This is a genomic window from Rhodococcus opacus B4 (assembly GCF_000010805.1).
Lineage (GTDB): Bacteria > Actinomycetota > Actinomycetes > Mycobacteriales > Mycobacteriaceae > Rhodococcus_F > Rhodococcus_F opacus_C.
This window is the reverse complement of the sequence record NC_012522.1, coordinates 2,692,757-2,707,290: the sequence shown is the minus strand read 5'-3', so window position 1 is coordinate 2,707,290 and position 14,534 is coordinate 2,692,757. Positions and strand designations below refer to the sequence as shown.

The following is a 14,534-nucleotide window of genomic DNA, read 5'->3' as shown; positions in this document are numbered from 1 at the left end:
GAAATGTCGACCATGTTGAACGCACTCCGACGCTCACGCCGCGTCTGGATCGCCGCGCTCGTCGTGGTGGCCGTCGCCGTCGTCGCTGCCACCGGGTGGAGTCTCTACCGCACGAGTTCCACGACGACGGTGACGGCGTACTTCGCGAACACCAACGGAATCTACGTCGGCGACCAGGTGAAGATCCTCGGCGTCGACGTCGGAAAGATCGACGAGATCGAGCCCGACGGTGAACGGATGAAGGTCACCTTCCATTATGACTCGCAGTATCAGGTTCCCCAGGATGCCAAGGCTGCAATCCTCTCACCGAGCCTCGTCACCTCACGGGCGATCCAGCTGACCCCCGCCTACACCGGAGGGCCCGCGCTCGCCGATCGGGACGAGATTCCCCTCGAACGCACCGCGGTGCCGATCGAGTGGGACGACTTCCGCGCCCAGCTCCAGCACCTCTCCGAGTCACTCGGCCCCACCGAGCAGAGCGCCAACGGCCCGCTCGGCCAATTCGTCAACGATGCCGCGGATTCACTCAGCGGCAAGGGAACCGACATCCACACCACCCTGACCAAGCTGTCCGAGGCGATGTCGACACTGTCCGACGGGCGGGACGACGTGTTCGCCACAGTGCGCAATCTGCAGGTGTTCGTCTCCGCGCTCGCCGCGAGCGACCAGCAGATCGTCCAGCTCAATCACAATCTGGCGTCGGTTTCCGGCGTCCTCACCAACTCCGACCAGGAGCTCGCGACTTCACTCGACAGCGTGGACGCCCTCGTTCACCGCATCGGTCAGTTCATCGGCGACAACCGGGAAGGTCTCGGCAAGTCCGTCGACGACCTTGCCGCGGTGACGACGATGCTGAACGAATCACGTCCCGACATCGAGCAGCTTCTCCACGTCCTGCCGAACACATTGCAGAACTTCTACAACATCTACCAGCCGGCGCAGGGCTCGATGACCGGTGCGCTGGCGGTGACGCAGATGCAGAACCCCATCCAATTCATCTGCGGCGCAATTCAGGCCGCGAGCCAGAAGGGGGCTGCAGAATCGGCGAAACTCTGCGTCCAGCATCTCGCCCCGGTGCTCAACCTGATTCAGATGAACTACCCCCCTGCAGGCGCCAACCCGATCACCAGCGTCCAGGTGCGCCCCGACCAGATCGACTACAGCCAGGACTCGCTGCGCGGCACAGTGCCGACGGCACCGGTGCGCACGATCGACGCCCGCGGCGGCATCCCGGGCCTGCTCGGGCTGGCCACACCGACGACGAGTGGAGGCCGATGATGTTCCGGCACAAACCCCTACGACGGTCGATCGGTCTCGCGTTGACCGGGCTGTCCGCGGCACTGCTCACCAGCTGCGGCTGGGAAGGCGCGAACTCACTGCCGCTCCCCGGAACCGAGGGATCGGGAGAGGGCTCGTACACCGTGACCATCCAGATGCCGAACGTCACGTCGATCCAGCGCAACAGCCGCGTCCGGGTACACGACGTGACCGTCGGGAACGTCACCGACGTGCAATTGCAGGACTGGCACGCCCTGGTCACCGTGCGGCTCGACGGCGGTGTCGCCCTGCCGAAGAACGCCACCGCGAAGATCGGGCAGACCAGCCTGCTCGGCTCGCTCCACGTCGAGCTCGCCGAGCCGCTCGACGAGGCCCCGAGCGGCTCCCTCGGGGACGGCGACACCATCCCGCTCGATCATGCGGATCAATACCCCACCACCGAACAGACCCTGGCGGCCGTGTCGGTGGTACTCAACGGTGGCGGTCTCGGCCAGCTGCAGGAGATCGACACCCAGCTCAACGCCGCCCTCGGCGGCCGCGAATCGGACGTGCGCACCTTCCTGACTCAACTCGACACGTTCACCAGCGCACTCAACACCCAGAAGGACGACATCCTGACGGCGCTGGAGGGACTCGATCGGCTCGCGCTCACCGCGAACGAGCAGACGCAGACCCTCGAGAGCGCTCTCGAACGGATACCTCCGGCCATCGAGACCCTCAACCGGCAGAAGGACAACTTGACCGGGTCCGTGACATCGGTCGGCAATTTCGCCGACGTCGCCAACCGAACGGTGACAGCCGGCTCGGAGGACATTCAGCAGAACCTGCGGGATCTCGCGCCGACCCTGCGCGAGTTGGCGAACGCCGGACCGGGCCTCGCCGGTTCACTGGGCATGCTTCCCACCTTTCCGTGGCCGCTGGCCGGTCTCCCGAAATACATTCAGGGCGACGCGGGCAATCTCTCCGCCACCCTCGACCTCACTCTGGGCCGCATCGATGCGAACTTCCTCCAGGGCACGCCGCTCGCCGGCACCCTCTACAACGCGGAAACCGCCCTGGGCCGCACCGTCGGCCGGATGCCGACCGCGGACAAGAACCCGTTGACCGCTCCGCTCGAGTCGGTCGTGATCCGAGGTGGACAGTGATACTCACGCGTTTCGTCCGCATCCAGTTGACCATCTTCAGCATCCTCACGGTGGTGGCGCTGACGGTGATGGGTCTGCACTACATGCGCCTTCCCGCGCTCGCCGGAATCGGCCAGTACACACTCACCGTCGACCTGCCCACGAGCGGTGGCCTCTACGGCACCGCCAACGTCACCTACCGCGGTGCCACGATCGGTACGGTCACCGATGTCGTACCGACGGCCTCGGGCGCCCGGGCCACCCTGCGAGTCGACAGTTCCACGAAGATTCCCGCCGACGCCCGCGCCGAGGTGCACAGCCGATCGGCGATCGGCGAGCAGTACGTCGATCTTGTCCCGTCCGGGATCGACGGCCCGTACCTGCAGGACGGCGATGTCATCCCCGTCGACCGGACATCGGTTCCGCAGGACATCGCCCCGATGTTCGACACCGTCAACAAGGGTCTCGAGGCCATCCCCGAGGACAAGCTCGCCACCCTCATCGACGAAAGCTACAACGCCTTCAACGGAACCGGCGAAGACATTCAACGACTGCTCGAATCGTCGAGCGCGGTGGCGGCCACCGCCGCCGACACCGCCGATCCCACCTCCCGCCTCATCGAAGACGCAGCACCGTTCCTCCGATCCCAGGTGGACAGCGGTCCGGCCCTGCAGGAATGGGTACGACACCTGCGCGAGGTCAGCGCGCAGGCGGCCGGACGTGACGCGCAGGTGCGCAGCATCTTCCAGACCGCACCGGCGGCGTCGACTGAGCTGACGGAACTGTTCCGGCGACTGCGCCCGACGACGCCGATCCTGCTGGCCAATCTCACCCGCCTCGGCCAGGTCGCAGTCACCTACAACCGGTCTCTCGAGCAGGCTTTGGTGCTGGTGCCCCCGAGCGTCGGCCTGATGAAGACGATGACCGTCCCGAACGAGGACTCGACGGGTGCGGCGTTGATGGACTTCAACCTCAACCTCAACACCTCCCCACCCTGCACCACAGGATTCCTCCCGGCGTCCGAGCGGCGCGACGGTTCGGCGGTCGACTCGCCGGTCCGGACGTCCGACCCGATCTACTGCGCCGTTCCTCAGGACGCCGACGTCGCTTCGCGCGGTGCCCGGAACATGCCGTGCATGGACAAGCCGGGCAAACGGGCACCCACCGTCGAAATCTGTAAGAGCGATGAAGAATACGTGCCGAAGGGCACCAACCCCTGGGTGGGCAATCCCACCCCGACCACAGACAACCCGCTCGCGGCGGAGGGCAACGCCGCATTCGACGCGATCGGTGTCCCGCAACCTGCCGCCGCGCCGGCGTCGGTGGGAACTGCGGGTTACAACCCCTCCACCGGTGAGTACCGGGGCGCCGACGGACAGGTCTACCGCCAGTCCAACCTGGCACCGGGCGGGGTGCCCACTCTCGAAAATCTGCTGACCCAAGGACGCTGATCATGGTGCGACGCGCAACTTCCCGACCCGCAGCCACCGCGGCAGATGCCGCGGCTCACGCCTCTCGAGCCGCCGCCGAAGCGGAAAAGGCGGCGCGCGAGGCCGAGGCGGCGCTCGCCCGGGCGCTGGCCGAGGATGAGTCCCACGCCGCGGACGACGATTCAGGGGAAGCCGAGGTCTCCGTCCGGCGGGCCCGGAAGCGTCCACGGCGTGTCCTCGCCGGTGCCGTCGTCTCGGCCGTTGCCGTGGTCGCCCTCACGCCGACGTCCTTCGGGCTGTCCCACTCCCATGCCGCCCGTCAAGCCGCCGCCGACCACGACCTCGAGCTTCTCCAAGGAACCCGGCAGGTGGTGATCAACCTCATCACCCCGAGCGCTGCCGACCCGGCGGGGAGCGCGCAACGCATTCTCGACGGTGCCACGGGGGAGTGGAAGACCGAATTCGAAAGCACGAAAACCGAGTTCATCGACACCATCGCGCAGTCGAAGACCGAATCGACCGGCGAAATCCTCGGAGCGGGAGTCGAGCGCGCCAACGACGACGGCACGACCTCGGTGATGGTCGCTGCCGTGACCAAGGTGTCCAACGCCGCGGGAGCCAAGGACGAACCCCGAACCTGGCGACTACGCGTGCAGGTCGGCAAGGACGGGGATCTCTACAAACTCGCGAAGATCGAGGTAGTGCCATGACCGTGAACCAGACACTCGAATGCGTCACCGACACGAACGACGACACCGGACCCGCCGAGCCGACGCGGCGATGGCGCTCGTTGCGGGCACTGATCGTCCCGGCGGCGGTCACGCTGATACTCCTGGGCTACAGCGCGATCATGCAGTTCTCGATCGGCGCTCAGGACCGCAGCCTCGAACAGGTGCGGACCGGTGCCGCCGAGGAGATCGGAGAGCTGACCGCCTCGATCCTCAGCTACTCACCCGACACCGTCGAGACCGACGTGGAAGCGGCGAAATCCCATCTCACCGGGGATTTTCTGACCGAGTTCAGCGACCTCGGCGCCAGCGACGTGGTGCCCCGAGCCAAGCAGGACACGATCGGCGCGCAGTGGGTCGTGACCGGTACGTCGCTGGTCACGGCAGAAGCCGACACCGCCACCGTGCTGGTGTTTCTGCACGGCACGGTGACGAGTGGCGCGACACCCCAACCCGAGGAACTGTCGAGCAGCGTGCGAGTACGCGCCGAACGAACCGGCCAATCCTGGTCGATCTCCGACCTCGAGCCCCTGTGAAGGCAGTAGATCATGAGAAGGAGTCGAGCAGACATGGTGTTCGGACGGCGAAAGCGACGCACGGAATGCCCCGGTGGCCTCGAAGAACTGCGGGAACAGGTGCAGCGCGCCCGAGCGGCGGCGGATTCGGCCGCAGCAGCCGCCCGAGCGGCCGCGGACGAAGCCGAGACTGAACGAGGCGACGACGGCTCGAGCGAGCTGTCGGAGACCCCGCCGACGGCACGCTATCGGGTGGCGGTCGCCGCGGCCGCCGTAGCCTGTCTCGGCGCCGGCGCGGTGGCAGTACAGACCACCCTCGATCACCTGGCGACCCAGCGCAGCGTCGACGCCGATGCACGAGTCCTCGCCTTTACCGGGGAAGCGGTGGCACGGTTGCTCTCGACCGACACCGACAACGCCGAGGCCTACGTCGAGCGAGTGCTCGCGGACTCGACCGGTGACTGGCGCAGCGAATTCGAACAACGGAAGACGGCAACGATCGACACGATGCGGCAAGCCGGAAACCGGACCGCAGGCCGGACACTCGCAGCGGGAATCGAAGGACGAGAGAACTCGACCACGACGGTCCTCGTCTCCGCGACGGCGCAGACCACCCCCGCGACCACAGATCCGGCCGCCGCAGCTCCGGAACCGCAGATTCAGCAGTACCAGATCCGAGTAGGAGTCACCATGGTCGACGACCAGCCCAAACTCTCGAGCGTGGGGTTCGTTCAATGAGCACCGCAGTGGATGTGAAGCGCGACGACGTCGACGTCGACAGCTCCCCGAACGAGGGTGCGGGCTCCGTCGGCAGGCGGGTGGCTGCGGTCGCGGTCGACGTGCTCCCCGCACTCGTTGTCGGTGTCGCCGGTCTCGCGCTGGCGGCGGTGTCGAACTTCGCGGCCTGGGGTATCGCGGCCGCCGTGGTCGCGATCGGCGGCGCAGTTCTGTACGTCGGGTGGAACAGTGTGGTCCGTCGCCGGCGCGCCGGATTCACCGCCGGGCGAACAGTCCTCGGGAGCGCGTTGGACGGAACGATCAGCCGGGCGGAACGTCTGGCGCTGTGTGTGGCGCCGGTCGTCGCGGTCGGTGCTCTCGTCGCCGTACAGATCGGGATACAGCGCGCGGACGACGTGAGCATCTCGGACGCCCGCGCGGCAACGGTCCAATTGGCCTCGGACGGCGCCGCCGCGCTCCTGTCGTACACCCCCGAGACGGTGGACGAGGATCTGGACCGGGCGTCGGCACTGCTGACCGGTGACCTCCTGAACTCGTATCGGCAGCTCGCCGGCGACGTCGTCGGTCCCACCGCGAAGGACAAGGGCGTCACGATGCAGGCGGTGCCGGTCGGTGCCGCGGTGGAGTCGGTGACCACCGACACCGCGCGTGTGCTCGTGTACGTGAACCAGACGACCACGATGGCCGACACCCCCGAACCGTCGCAGACCCAGAATGTCGTCCGCGTGACGCTGAGCCACGTCGACGGCAACTGGTTGATCTCCGGCTTCGATCCGCTCTTCTGACCCATCGACCCCCACTGCTGAAGGAAGAACTCCCATGGTTCTCATCGATCTCGTCGACCCCGTTCAGAATCTCGTCACCGCGATCGCGTGGCTCCTGCTGCGCGGACATCTGCCGCCGGTCTGAACCTCACGGCTACCGACGAATTGTCCATTCATAGAGTACGAACACACTGTATAGTCAGGAATCATGACGACCTCAGCAGCACCGTCGGCATCGCCGACCGCACCCGGCGTTGATGCGGCAACCCTTTGCGCCGCTTTCCAATACACCGTGACGAAGAACCCGGAATCGGCGGCACTCCGCGCCCACGGCGACGCGACCTCACTGACACGCCGCGGATACGCCGACGCGGTGGAGGCCATCGCAGGCGGCCTCGCGGGACTCGGGGTCGGGCGTGGCGACACCGTCGGCCTGATGATGACAAACCGGCCGGAGTTCCACCTCGTCGACACCGCGGCACTCCACCTCGGCGCGATACCGTTCTCGATCTACAACACCTCGGCGCCGGACCAGATCGAATACCTGCTCGGGCACGCCGAGAATCGGGTCATGATCTGCGAGCGAGCGTTTCTCGATCGGATCCGTGCGGCGGCGACACCGCATCTCGAACACATCGTGGTCATCGACCCCGCAGCAGTGGACACGGATGTGCTCTCCCTCGACGACCTGCGGACCGGACGTCCCGACGGCTTCGACTTCGAGGCTTCCTGGCGCGCCGTCCAACCCGACGACATCGCGACCCTCATCTACACCTCCGGGACCACCGGCCCGCCCAAGGGTGTCGAGCTCACGCACGCCAATCTGACGTTCGTTCTCCGAACGTGCCACGAGCGCTTTCCGTTTCCCGCTCAGGGACAGTGCATCTCCTACCTGCCCACCGCGCACATGGCCGACCGCGTGTTCTCGCACTACCTCCAGATGGTCACCGGCTGGACCATTACCACCGTGCAGAACCCGGCGCAGCTGTTCGCTGCGGTAGCGGAGACCCATCCCACCTGGTTCCTCGGGGTTCCTCGCATCTGGGAGAAGCTGCGGTCGGCGCTGCTCGCACGATTCCAGGCAGGTGCGTCCGAACAACGCGCCGCGATCGAGACCGCACTCGACGCCGGGCTGCAGAAGGTCCGAGCCGAACAGTCCGGAGAGCCGGTACCCGAAGACGTCGCCGCCGCCTACGCAGGTGCGGATGCCGCCGTTTTCGCGCCCCTGCGTGCGCAACTCGGCCTCGACGACGTCGTTCTCCTCATGACCGGGGCCGCTCCTATTCCCGCCGTCGTCCACGAGTTCTTCCTGGCAATCGGGCTGCCGTTGGCAGAGGGATTCGGCATGTCCGAGACCGGGGCCCTGGGTATGACCAACCTCCCCGGCGACATCCGGCTCGGCAGCGTCGGCAAAGCGATGCCCGGGACCGAGGCGCGCACCGCCGACGACGGCGAACTCCTGCTCCGCGGAGCGCATGTCATGCGCGGATACCGGAAGGACCCGGTCAAGACCGCGGAGGCCATCGACGACGACGGCTGGCTGCACACCGGCGACATCGCGACGATCGACGACGACGGCTTCGTCCGGATCGTGGATCGCAAGAAGGAGCTGATCATCAATGCGGCAGGAAAGAACATGTCGCCCGTCAACATCGAAAGCACGCTGAAGGGTGCGTCTCCGCTCATCGGGCAGGCGTGCTGCGTCGGTGACGGGCGACCCTACAACGTCGCACTGCTCGTGCTCGACCCCGACGCCGCAGCGGCATTCGCGTCCGAACACGGACTGCCCGACCCGTCGGCTCACGCAGTCGCGCAGGATCCCCGAGTGCGGGCTGCGGTGGCGAGGGCCGTCGAGAATGCGAACGGTCAGCTGTCCCGCGTCGAGCAGATCAAACGGTACGAACTCCTCGACGAAGAATGGTTGCCGGACGGTGCGGAACTCACCCCGACGATGAAGCTCAAGCGCCGGTCGATCGTGGGCAAGTACACCGATGTGATCGAGGGCCTGTACGGCTGAGGGCACTTCACGAGGCGGGCCGCCATTCCTCGAGCTGCTCGACGGCCGCGTTTGCGACAGCGACGGCCTCGTCGCGGTCGACTCGCGACAGTAGGAGGGCGCTGACGGACAGTGATGTCAGGAGCCGGGCCCGGTGCTGCAGGGTGGCGGTCGAGGCGTCGGGGTCGTGGGCCCGGAGGGCGTGGACGAGGGCTCCGGACAGTTCGCGCTGGTAGCCCTCGACGACGGACCGTTGCGCGTCGTCGTGTGCGGCGAAACCGGCGGCACTGTTGAGGAGCAGGCATCCGCGGCCGTGGGCGTCGTCGGGGAGGGCGGCGAGGGCGCCCGCGAGGCTGCGGTAGTAGCGTGCGGCGGCGTCGGGGCGGGTCGGCTCGTCGGTGAGGATGCGGAGCCGGGGGCGCACCACCCGGTCGAGGTAGTCGTGGACGGCGGCGTCGAAGAGCCCGCGTTTGCTGGTGAATGCGTTGTACAGGCTCGACCGATTCAAACCCGTGACCCGCTCGAGATCGGGTATCGACGTGGCTTCGAAGCCCTTGTCCCAGAACATGTCTCGGGCCCGGCCGACTACTTCGGCCGTGTCGAAGTCCTGCGTGCGCGGCATGACGATCCTCACTCCTGGTTGTGAAACGACCATTTCAGTATATATTGAAATGGTCAGTTCAGAACGAGGAGGAGTTTCGTATGGTCGCCGCGGGTCTTGTTCTTGCCGCACTCGCCAGTGCGCTGCACGTCTACATCTTCGTGCTCGAATCCGTCCTCTGGACCGCTCCGCGCACCCGCGCGACGTTCGGGACCAGCCCCGAAGAAGCCGCCGCCACCAGGGAGCTTGCCTTCAATCAGGGCTTTTACAACCTCTTCCTGGCGATCGTGACGGCGGTCGGCATCGTCGCCGTCGTCATCGGCGCGACCGCGGTCGGATCGGCCCTGATCTTCGCCGGCGCGGGCTCCATGCTGCTCGCGGCGCTCGTGCTCCTGCTGTCGTCGCCCGACAAGGCGCGCGCGGCGATCACCCAGGGAACGCTGCCGCTACTCGCCGTGCTCCTCCTCGCGCTCGGACTGGCGCTGTGACCTCAGAAGTATCGAAAGGAACACCCGTGACCTCCAGCACCCAGATCCAGCTGATCAACCGGCCGGTGGGCTGGCCCACCCAGGACGATTTCCGCACCGTCACCGTCGAATTGCCCGACCTCGGACCCGATCAGGTGCGCGTGGCCAACGAGTTCACCTCGGTCGACCCCTACATGCGCGGCCGGATGAACGACGTGAAGTCGTACATCCCGCCGTTCGTGCTGGGCGAGACGATGACCGGCGGCGCCGTCGGTCGGGTCGTCGAATCCACCGCCGCCACCCACCCGATCGGCTCGGTCGTCGTGCACGACCTCGGGTGGCGCGACGTCGCGCAGGGCGACGCCTCGGCGTTCCGGGTCGTCGACGAGATTCCGGGAGTCCCGATCTCGGCCTACCTGGGGATTCTCGGCCTGACCGGGCTCACCGCCTACGTCGGACTCGTGCACATCGCCCACCTGAAGCCCGGCGACTCCGTGTTCATCTCCGGAGCCGCGGGTGCGGTCGGGACCGCCGCCGGGCAGATCGCGCGACTCGAGGGCGCGTCCCGCGTCATCGGATCCGCCGGATCCGCGGAGAAGGTCGCGCTGCTGACCGACCGTTACGGATACGACGCCGCATTCGACTACAAGCAGGCACCCGTGCGCGAGCAACTGCGCGGACTGGCCGGCGACGGCATCGACGTCTACTTCGACAACGTCGGTGGCGACCACCTCGAGGCCGCACTCGACGTCATGCGTCCTGGTGGCCGGGCCGCACTGTGCGGCGCGATCGCGGCGTACAACGCCACCGAGCGCACACCGGGCCCCGACAACCTGGTGAACATCATCAGCCGGGGGCTCACCCTCGAGGGCTTCACGCTCGGCAACTACACACACGTGTTCCCCGAGTTCGCCGCCAAGATGGGACCGTGGCTCGCGTCCGGCGACGTGGTGCACGACGAGACCGTCGTAGACGGCATCGAGAACTCGGTCGACGCGTTCCTGCAGCTCATGCGCGGCGCGAACGTCGGGAAGATGCTGGTGAAGGTGGCGTAGCCACCCGTGCGCCTTTCTGGTCGCTGGAGCAACCACAAAGGCGCACAGGCGCGTCAGCGCCTCTCAGAGGCGTACCGCTCGCGGACTTCGGGTGCCGGGTCGGCCTCGAAGCACCGGGTGGACGTCTGGGGCCACTGCGGCGGCCCCGGGGTCCCGGCCAGTGTCCACGCCGCCTGACGGCACGCCCCGATCGCGACGTATTCCGCAGGCTGCGGGACCAGGACCGGGGCACCGAAGATCGCGGGCGCGAGTTCGCACAGTGCCTGTGAGCGGGCGCCGCCGCCGACGAGAAGGATGCGCCGCACCGTGACGCCCTGGGCGACCAGGTGGTCGATGCCGTCGGCCAGGCCGCACAGCAGCCCCTCGACGGCCGCGCGGGCGAAGTGGGCGGGCGTCGAATTAGCCAGTCGCAAACCGGAAACGGAGCCGGTGGCGTCGGGACGGTTGGGGGTGCGTTCGCCCTCGAAGTACGGCACCATCACCAGTCCGCCGCTGCCGGACGGCGCCGACAACGCCAGCCGCGACAGCTCGTCGTGATCGACGCCCAGCAGCGAGGCGGTCGCGTCGAGCACGCGGGCGGCGTTGAGCGTGCACACGAGCGGCAGCTGACGTCCGGTGGCGTCGGCGAAGCCGGCGACGAACCCGCCCGGGTCGTTCGCGGGGGTCGCGGACACCGCGGACACGACCCCCGACGTTCCCACGGACACGACGACGTCGCCTTCCTGCGCGTCGAGAGCCAGTGCGGCAGCGGCATTGTCGCCGGTGCCGGGACCGACGGCGGCACCCCACCGGGTCTCACCGATCCGCTCGGCCGGTCCGGCCACGCGCGGCACGGCGGGGGCGCGTCCCCGCAGCGCCAGCGACAGCAGGTCGGGGCGGTACGAATCGGTGGCGGCGGAGAAGTATCCGGTGCCGCTGGCGTCGCCGCGGTCGGTGGCGAGAATGCCCAGATCGGATCCGCCGGTGAGTTGCCAGCCGAGCCAGTCGTGGGGCAGGCACACCGCCGACGTGCGATCGGCGTTCGCCGGTTCGGCATCGGCCAGCCAGCGCAGCTTGCTGACGGTAATCGCGGCGAGCGGCACGACACCGACGGCGTCCGCCCACGCGTCCGGACCGCCGAGGTCCTCCACCAACTGTGCGGCGGCGCCCGCCGAGCGAGTGTCGTTCCACAGCAACGCGGGACGCACCACGGACCCGGTGTCGTCGAGACACACCATGCCGTGCTGCTGCGCCCCGACCGATACCGCCGCGACGTCGTCCAGACCGCCGGCCGCGGCGATCGCGGCGTCGAGGGCGGTCACCCACGCCCGCGGGTCGACCTCGGTGCCGTCCGGGTGCGACGCCCGGCCCTCACGGACGAGTTCGCCGGTGGCGGCGTCGCAGACGATCACCTTGCACGCCTGCGTCGACGAGTCGATTCCGGCGACGAGTGTCATTGCCGGACCCCCGCGGCGCGGTCGAGCGTTGCGCGGGTGGGAAGGTCGGCGCCGGGACGCGCGACTGTGAGACCCGAAGTGAGCACGGCGTTGTCGAGCACGTTCCGCAGCTCGCTCGGCTCGATCCTGTGGAGCGCAGCCCGGCTCTCCGCACCGAGGAACCCGTGCGACCAGAACCCGTCGAGGAGTCCGGCCATGAACGCGTCACCCGCGCCGACGGTGTCGACGACCTCCACGGCCCGGGCCGCGACCTCGACGAGTCCGGCGGCGCAGACCGCGAACGCACCTTCGGCGCCCTTCGTCACCGCGACCACGGCCGGTCCGCGGGACAGCCAGTCGCGGGCGATGTCGACGGGATCTCGGTCGGGGTCGTACCAGCGGAGGTCCTCGTCGCTGACCTTGACGATGTCCGAGATCGTGACCAGGTGTTCGATCCGCTGCCGGGCGCGTGCCTTGTCTTTGATCAGCACGGGTCGCACGTTGGGGTCGTAGCTGACGGTCGCCGCGGAGCGTCGCCGGGCGAGCATGTCGGCCACCACGTCGCACCCGGGTTCCATCACGGCGGCAATGGAACCCGTGTGGACGAGCGGCGGGGCCGACGCGCCGCTGGGGGAGGGGAGATCCCACTCGATGTCGAACTCGTAGGTGGCGGATCCGGCGGAATCGAGGGTGGCGTGCGCCGTCGCGGTGCGCTGCGCCGTGACGCTGCCGGGCGCGAGGCTCACCCCCGACTGCTCGAGGTGCCGGACGATTGCAGCGCCTCGCGTGTCGTCGCCGATCCGGGTGACGAACTCGACCCGGCGGCCGAGCCGGCCGAGCCCGACCGCGACGTTGAGGGGGCTGCCGCCGACGTACTCGGTGGTGATGCCGTCGCCCGCCGTGACGATGTCGATGAGGGCTTCACCGATGATCAGACTCATGACTGCACCTTCTCACGCAGAGCCTCGAGGGTTTTCCGAGCGCCGATTTCGTGCAGTGAGTCGAGCGCCCAGAGGTATGCGGTGACGAAGCGAGGGTTCTCGGCGAGATCGCCGAACACCGACTGGTTCTCGATGAACGCCGTGCGGTTCTCGTGCTGACTGCGCGCGATCGGCACGAGGGAGTCCTTCAACTGGTCGACGACGTCGATGGGTTCGCCCGCCTCGTCGACCCCTTCGGCATACCGGGCCCAGCTCGCCACGATCGCGGCAGACAGTCGAATGGGCCGGTCCGCCACCAGATTCTCGCGGATCACCGGCAGCAGCCACTTCGGGATGCGATCGGACGATTCGGCGCACAACCGGGCCACCGTGTCGCGGATCTCGGGATTGGAGAAGCGTTCGATGAGCGTGCGCTTGTATTCGTCGAGGTCGACCCCGGGCACCGGCGCCAGGGTGGGGGTGGCCTCGTCGTCCATGTACGCCAGCAGGAATTCGGCGAACAGTGGATCCTGCGCGACGTCGTGCACGAGCCGGTACCCCGACAGGTAGCCGAAGTAGCAGAGGCCCTGGTGACTCGCGTTGAGCAGGCGCAGCTTCATCAGCTCGTACGGTTCGACGTCGTCGACCACCTGGACGCCGACGTCCTCGAATGCGGGACGGCCGAGCGGGAAAGCGTCCTCGAGCACCCACGACGTGAACGGCTCGGCCGCGACGGGCCACCGGTCGTCGACGCCGAACCGCGAAGACAGCGCCTCCGTCACCTCGGGGGTGGTGACGGGGGTGATGCGGTCGACCATCGAGTTGGGGAACGACGTCTCCTCCCGCATCCACGCCGCCAGGTCGGGATCCTTCAACTCGGCGTACGCCAGGAACATCCGGCGCGCCACGTCGCCGTTGCCCTGAATGTTGTCGCAGGACATGATGGTCGGCGACGGCAGCCCGCGCGCGCGGCGCCGGGCCAGTGCCTCGACGACGAGTCCGAACGTGGTCCGGGGAGCGGCGCCGTCGGTGAGATCGTGTACGACGTCCGGGTTCCCGGCATCGAATTCGCCCGTGTCGTGGGTGAAGTTGTAGCCGCCCTCCGTGATCGTCAGCGAGACGATCTTCGTGGACTCGGCGGCGATCTTCTCGATTACGGCCTCAGGGTCGTCGGGAGCGAACAGGTAGTCGACGATGGAACCGATGACGCTCACCTCCCAGGTGCCGTCCGGGTGGCGCAGGGCGAGCGTGTACAGACCGTCCTGCGCGTCGAGGACGTCCTTCATGCGCCGGTCGCCGGGCAGGACCCCGACCCCGCAGATGCCCCACTCGCGGGCCTCCCCGCGCCGCAGCAACCGGTCGACGTACATCGCTTGATGCGCGCGGTGGAACCCGCCGACACCGAAATGCACTATTCCCACCGTGATGTCGCGTCGGGCGTAGTTCGGCACCTGGACGGTGTCGTCGAGTTGCGGCAGTGCCTGCGCGCTCAGTTGCATCGGT

The 14,534-nt window shown here is 67.9% G+C and carries 14 protein-coding genes; 10 read left to right on the top strand and 4 right to left on the bottom strand.

Annotated features, from left to right (window positions below; translation table 11 throughout):
• Positions 1-3: 3 nt before the first annotated feature.
• The 8 genes from ROP_RS12515 (at position 4) to ROP_RS12480 (ending at position 8,594) form a co-directional block, all read left to right on the top strand.
• Positions 4-1,278, top strand: coding sequence for an MCE family protein (locus tag ROP_RS12515; protein ID WP_012689722.1), 1,275 nt, complete (start codon positions 4-6; stop codon positions 1,276-1,278).
• A complete protein-coding gene (locus ROP_RS12510; RefSeq protein WP_012689721.1) occupies positions 1,275-2,423 on the top strand; it encodes an MCE family protein in 1,149 nt (382 codons plus the stop codon). Before ROP_RS12515 ends, ROP_RS12510 begins: the two co-directional genes overlap by 4 nt.
• Positions 2,420-3,853 carry an MCE family protein gene (locus ROP_RS12505; protein WP_012689720.1) on the top strand — a complete coding sequence of 478 codons (1,434 nt, stop codon included), beginning with the start codon at positions 2,420-2,422 and terminating at the stop codon, positions 3,851-3,853. Before ROP_RS12510 ends, ROP_RS12505 begins: the two co-directional genes overlap by 4 nt.
• Before the next feature lie 2 nt (positions 3,854-3,855).
• Positions 3,856-4,542 (top strand): hypothetical protein, encoded by a 687-nt coding sequence (locus ROP_RS12500; protein ID WP_012689719.1) that lies wholly within the window; start codon positions 3,856-3,858, stop codon positions 4,540-4,542.
• Positions 4,539-5,096 carry a hypothetical protein gene (locus ROP_RS12495; protein WP_012689718.1) on the top strand — a complete coding sequence of 186 codons (558 nt, stop codon included), beginning with the start codon at positions 4,539-4,541 and terminating at the stop codon, positions 5,094-5,096. The genes ROP_RS12500 and ROP_RS12495 overlap by 4 nt, the downstream gene beginning before the upstream one ends.
• 33 nt (positions 5,097-5,129) lie before the next feature.
• Positions 5,130-5,813 carry a hypothetical protein gene (locus ROP_RS40365; protein WP_012689717.1) on the top strand — a complete coding sequence of 228 codons (684 nt, stop codon included), beginning with the start codon at positions 5,130-5,132 and terminating at the stop codon, positions 5,811-5,813.
• Positions 5,810-6,598 (top strand): hypothetical protein, encoded by a 789-nt coding sequence (locus ROP_RS41100; RefSeq protein WP_050785064.1) that lies wholly within the window; start codon positions 5,810-5,812, stop codon positions 6,596-6,598. The genes ROP_RS40365 and ROP_RS41100 overlap by 4 nt, the downstream gene beginning before the upstream one ends.
• Before the next feature lie 187 nt (positions 6,599-6,785).
• Entirely contained in the window at positions 6,786-8,594 is a 1,809-nt protein-coding gene (locus ROP_RS12480; protein ID WP_012689715.1) for an AMP-dependent synthetase/ligase, read from the top strand.
• 7 nt (positions 8,595-8,601) lie between these two features.
• On the opposite strand, the gene ROP_RS12475 is transcribed toward ROP_RS12480, so the two are convergent.
• Positions 8,602-9,195: a TetR/AcrR family transcriptional regulator gene (locus tag ROP_RS12475; RefSeq protein ID WP_012689714.1), complete on the bottom strand. Its 594-nt coding sequence runs from the start codon at positions 9,193-9,195 to the stop codon at positions 8,602-8,604.
• An 80-nt stretch (positions 9,196-9,275) separates the two neighbouring features.
• Between ROP_RS12475 and ROP_RS12470 the strand changes: the two genes are divergently transcribed.
• Together ROP_RS12470 and ROP_RS12465 are read left to right on the top strand one after the other, a co-directional pair.
• Positions 9,276-9,662 (top strand): DUF1304 domain-containing protein, encoded by a 387-nt coding sequence (locus ROP_RS12470; protein ID WP_012689713.1) that lies wholly within the window; start codon positions 9,276-9,278, stop codon positions 9,660-9,662.
• A 26-nt stretch (positions 9,663-9,688) separates the two neighbouring features.
• A complete protein-coding gene (locus ROP_RS12465; protein WP_012689712.1) occupies positions 9,689-10,696 on the top strand; it encodes an NADP-dependent oxidoreductase in 1,008 nt (335 codons plus the stop codon).
• Positions 10,697-10,749: 53 nt separating this feature from the next.
• Here ROP_RS12465 and ROP_RS12460 read toward each other — a convergent pair whose 3' ends face one another.
• Genes ROP_RS12460 through ROP_RS12450 form a run of 3 tightly spaced genes read right to left on the bottom strand, consistent with a single transcriptional unit; the run spans position 10,750 to position 14,530 of the window.
• Entirely contained in the window at positions 10,750-12,132 is a 1,383-nt protein-coding gene (locus tag ROP_RS12460) for an FGGY-family carbohydrate kinase (protein ID WP_012689711.1), read from the bottom strand.
• Complete coding sequence (locus ROP_RS12455) at positions 12,129-13,052, bottom strand: carbohydrate kinase family protein (RefSeq protein ID WP_012689710.1); 924 nt, start codon at positions 13,050-13,052, stop codon at positions 12,129-12,131. The genes ROP_RS12460 and ROP_RS12455 overlap by 4 nt, the downstream gene beginning before the upstream one ends.
• On the bottom strand, positions 13,049-14,530 hold the full coding sequence (locus ROP_RS12450) for a mannitol dehydrogenase family protein (protein ID WP_012689709.1): 1,482 nt from the start codon (positions 14,528-14,530) through the stop codon (positions 13,049-13,051). Before ROP_RS12450 ends, ROP_RS12455 begins: the two co-directional genes overlap by 4 nt.
• Positions 14,531-14,534: the final 4 nt, after the last annotated feature.

Excerpts from the sequence above, each read along its gene's own strand:
- ROP_RS12450 (WP_012689709.1), bottom strand. The coding sequence starts at position 14,530 with ATGCAACTGAGCGCGCAGGCACTGCCGCAACTCGACGACACCGTCCAG.
- ROP_RS12460 (WP_012689711.1), bottom strand. The coding sequence starts at position 12,132 with ATGACACTCGTCGCCGGAATCGACTCGTCGACGCAGGCGTGCAAGGTG.
- ROP_RS12480 (WP_012689715.1), top strand. The coding sequence starts at position 6,786 with ATGACGACCTCAGCAGCACCGTCGGCATCGCCGACCGCACCCGGCGTT.
- ROP_RS12475 (WP_012689714.1), bottom strand. The coding sequence starts at position 9,195 with ATGCCGCGCACGCAGGACTTCGACACGGCCGAAGTAGTCGGCCGGGCC.
- ROP_RS12515 (WP_012689722.1), top strand. The coding sequence starts at position 4 with ATGTCGACCATGTTGAACGCACTCCGACGCTCACGCCGCGTCTGGATC.
- ROP_RS12510 (WP_012689721.1), top strand. The coding sequence starts at position 1,275 with ATGATGTTCCGGCACAAACCCCTACGACGGTCGATCGGTCTCGCGTTG.
- ROP_RS12455 (WP_012689710.1), bottom strand. The coding sequence starts at position 13,052 with ATGAGTCTGATCATCGGTGAAGCCCTCATCGACATCGTCACGGCGGGC.
- ROP_RS12495 (WP_012689718.1), top strand. The coding sequence starts at position 4,539 with ATGACCGTGAACCAGACACTCGAATGCGTCACCGACACGAACGACGAC.
- ROP_RS40365 (WP_012689717.1), top strand. The coding sequence starts at position 5,130 with ATGGTGTTCGGACGGCGAAAGCGACGCACGGAATGCCCCGGTGGCCTC.
- ROP_RS12500 (WP_012689719.1), top strand. The coding sequence starts at position 3,856 with ATGGTGCGACGCGCAACTTCCCGACCCGCAGCCACCGCGGCAGATGCC.
- ROP_RS41100 (WP_050785064.1), top strand. The coding sequence starts at position 5,810 with ATGAGCACCGCAGTGGATGTGAAGCGCGACGACGTCGACGTCGACAGC.
- ROP_RS12470 (WP_012689713.1), top strand. The coding sequence starts at position 9,276 with ATGGTCGCCGCGGGTCTTGTTCTTGCCGCACTCGCCAGTGCGCTGCAC.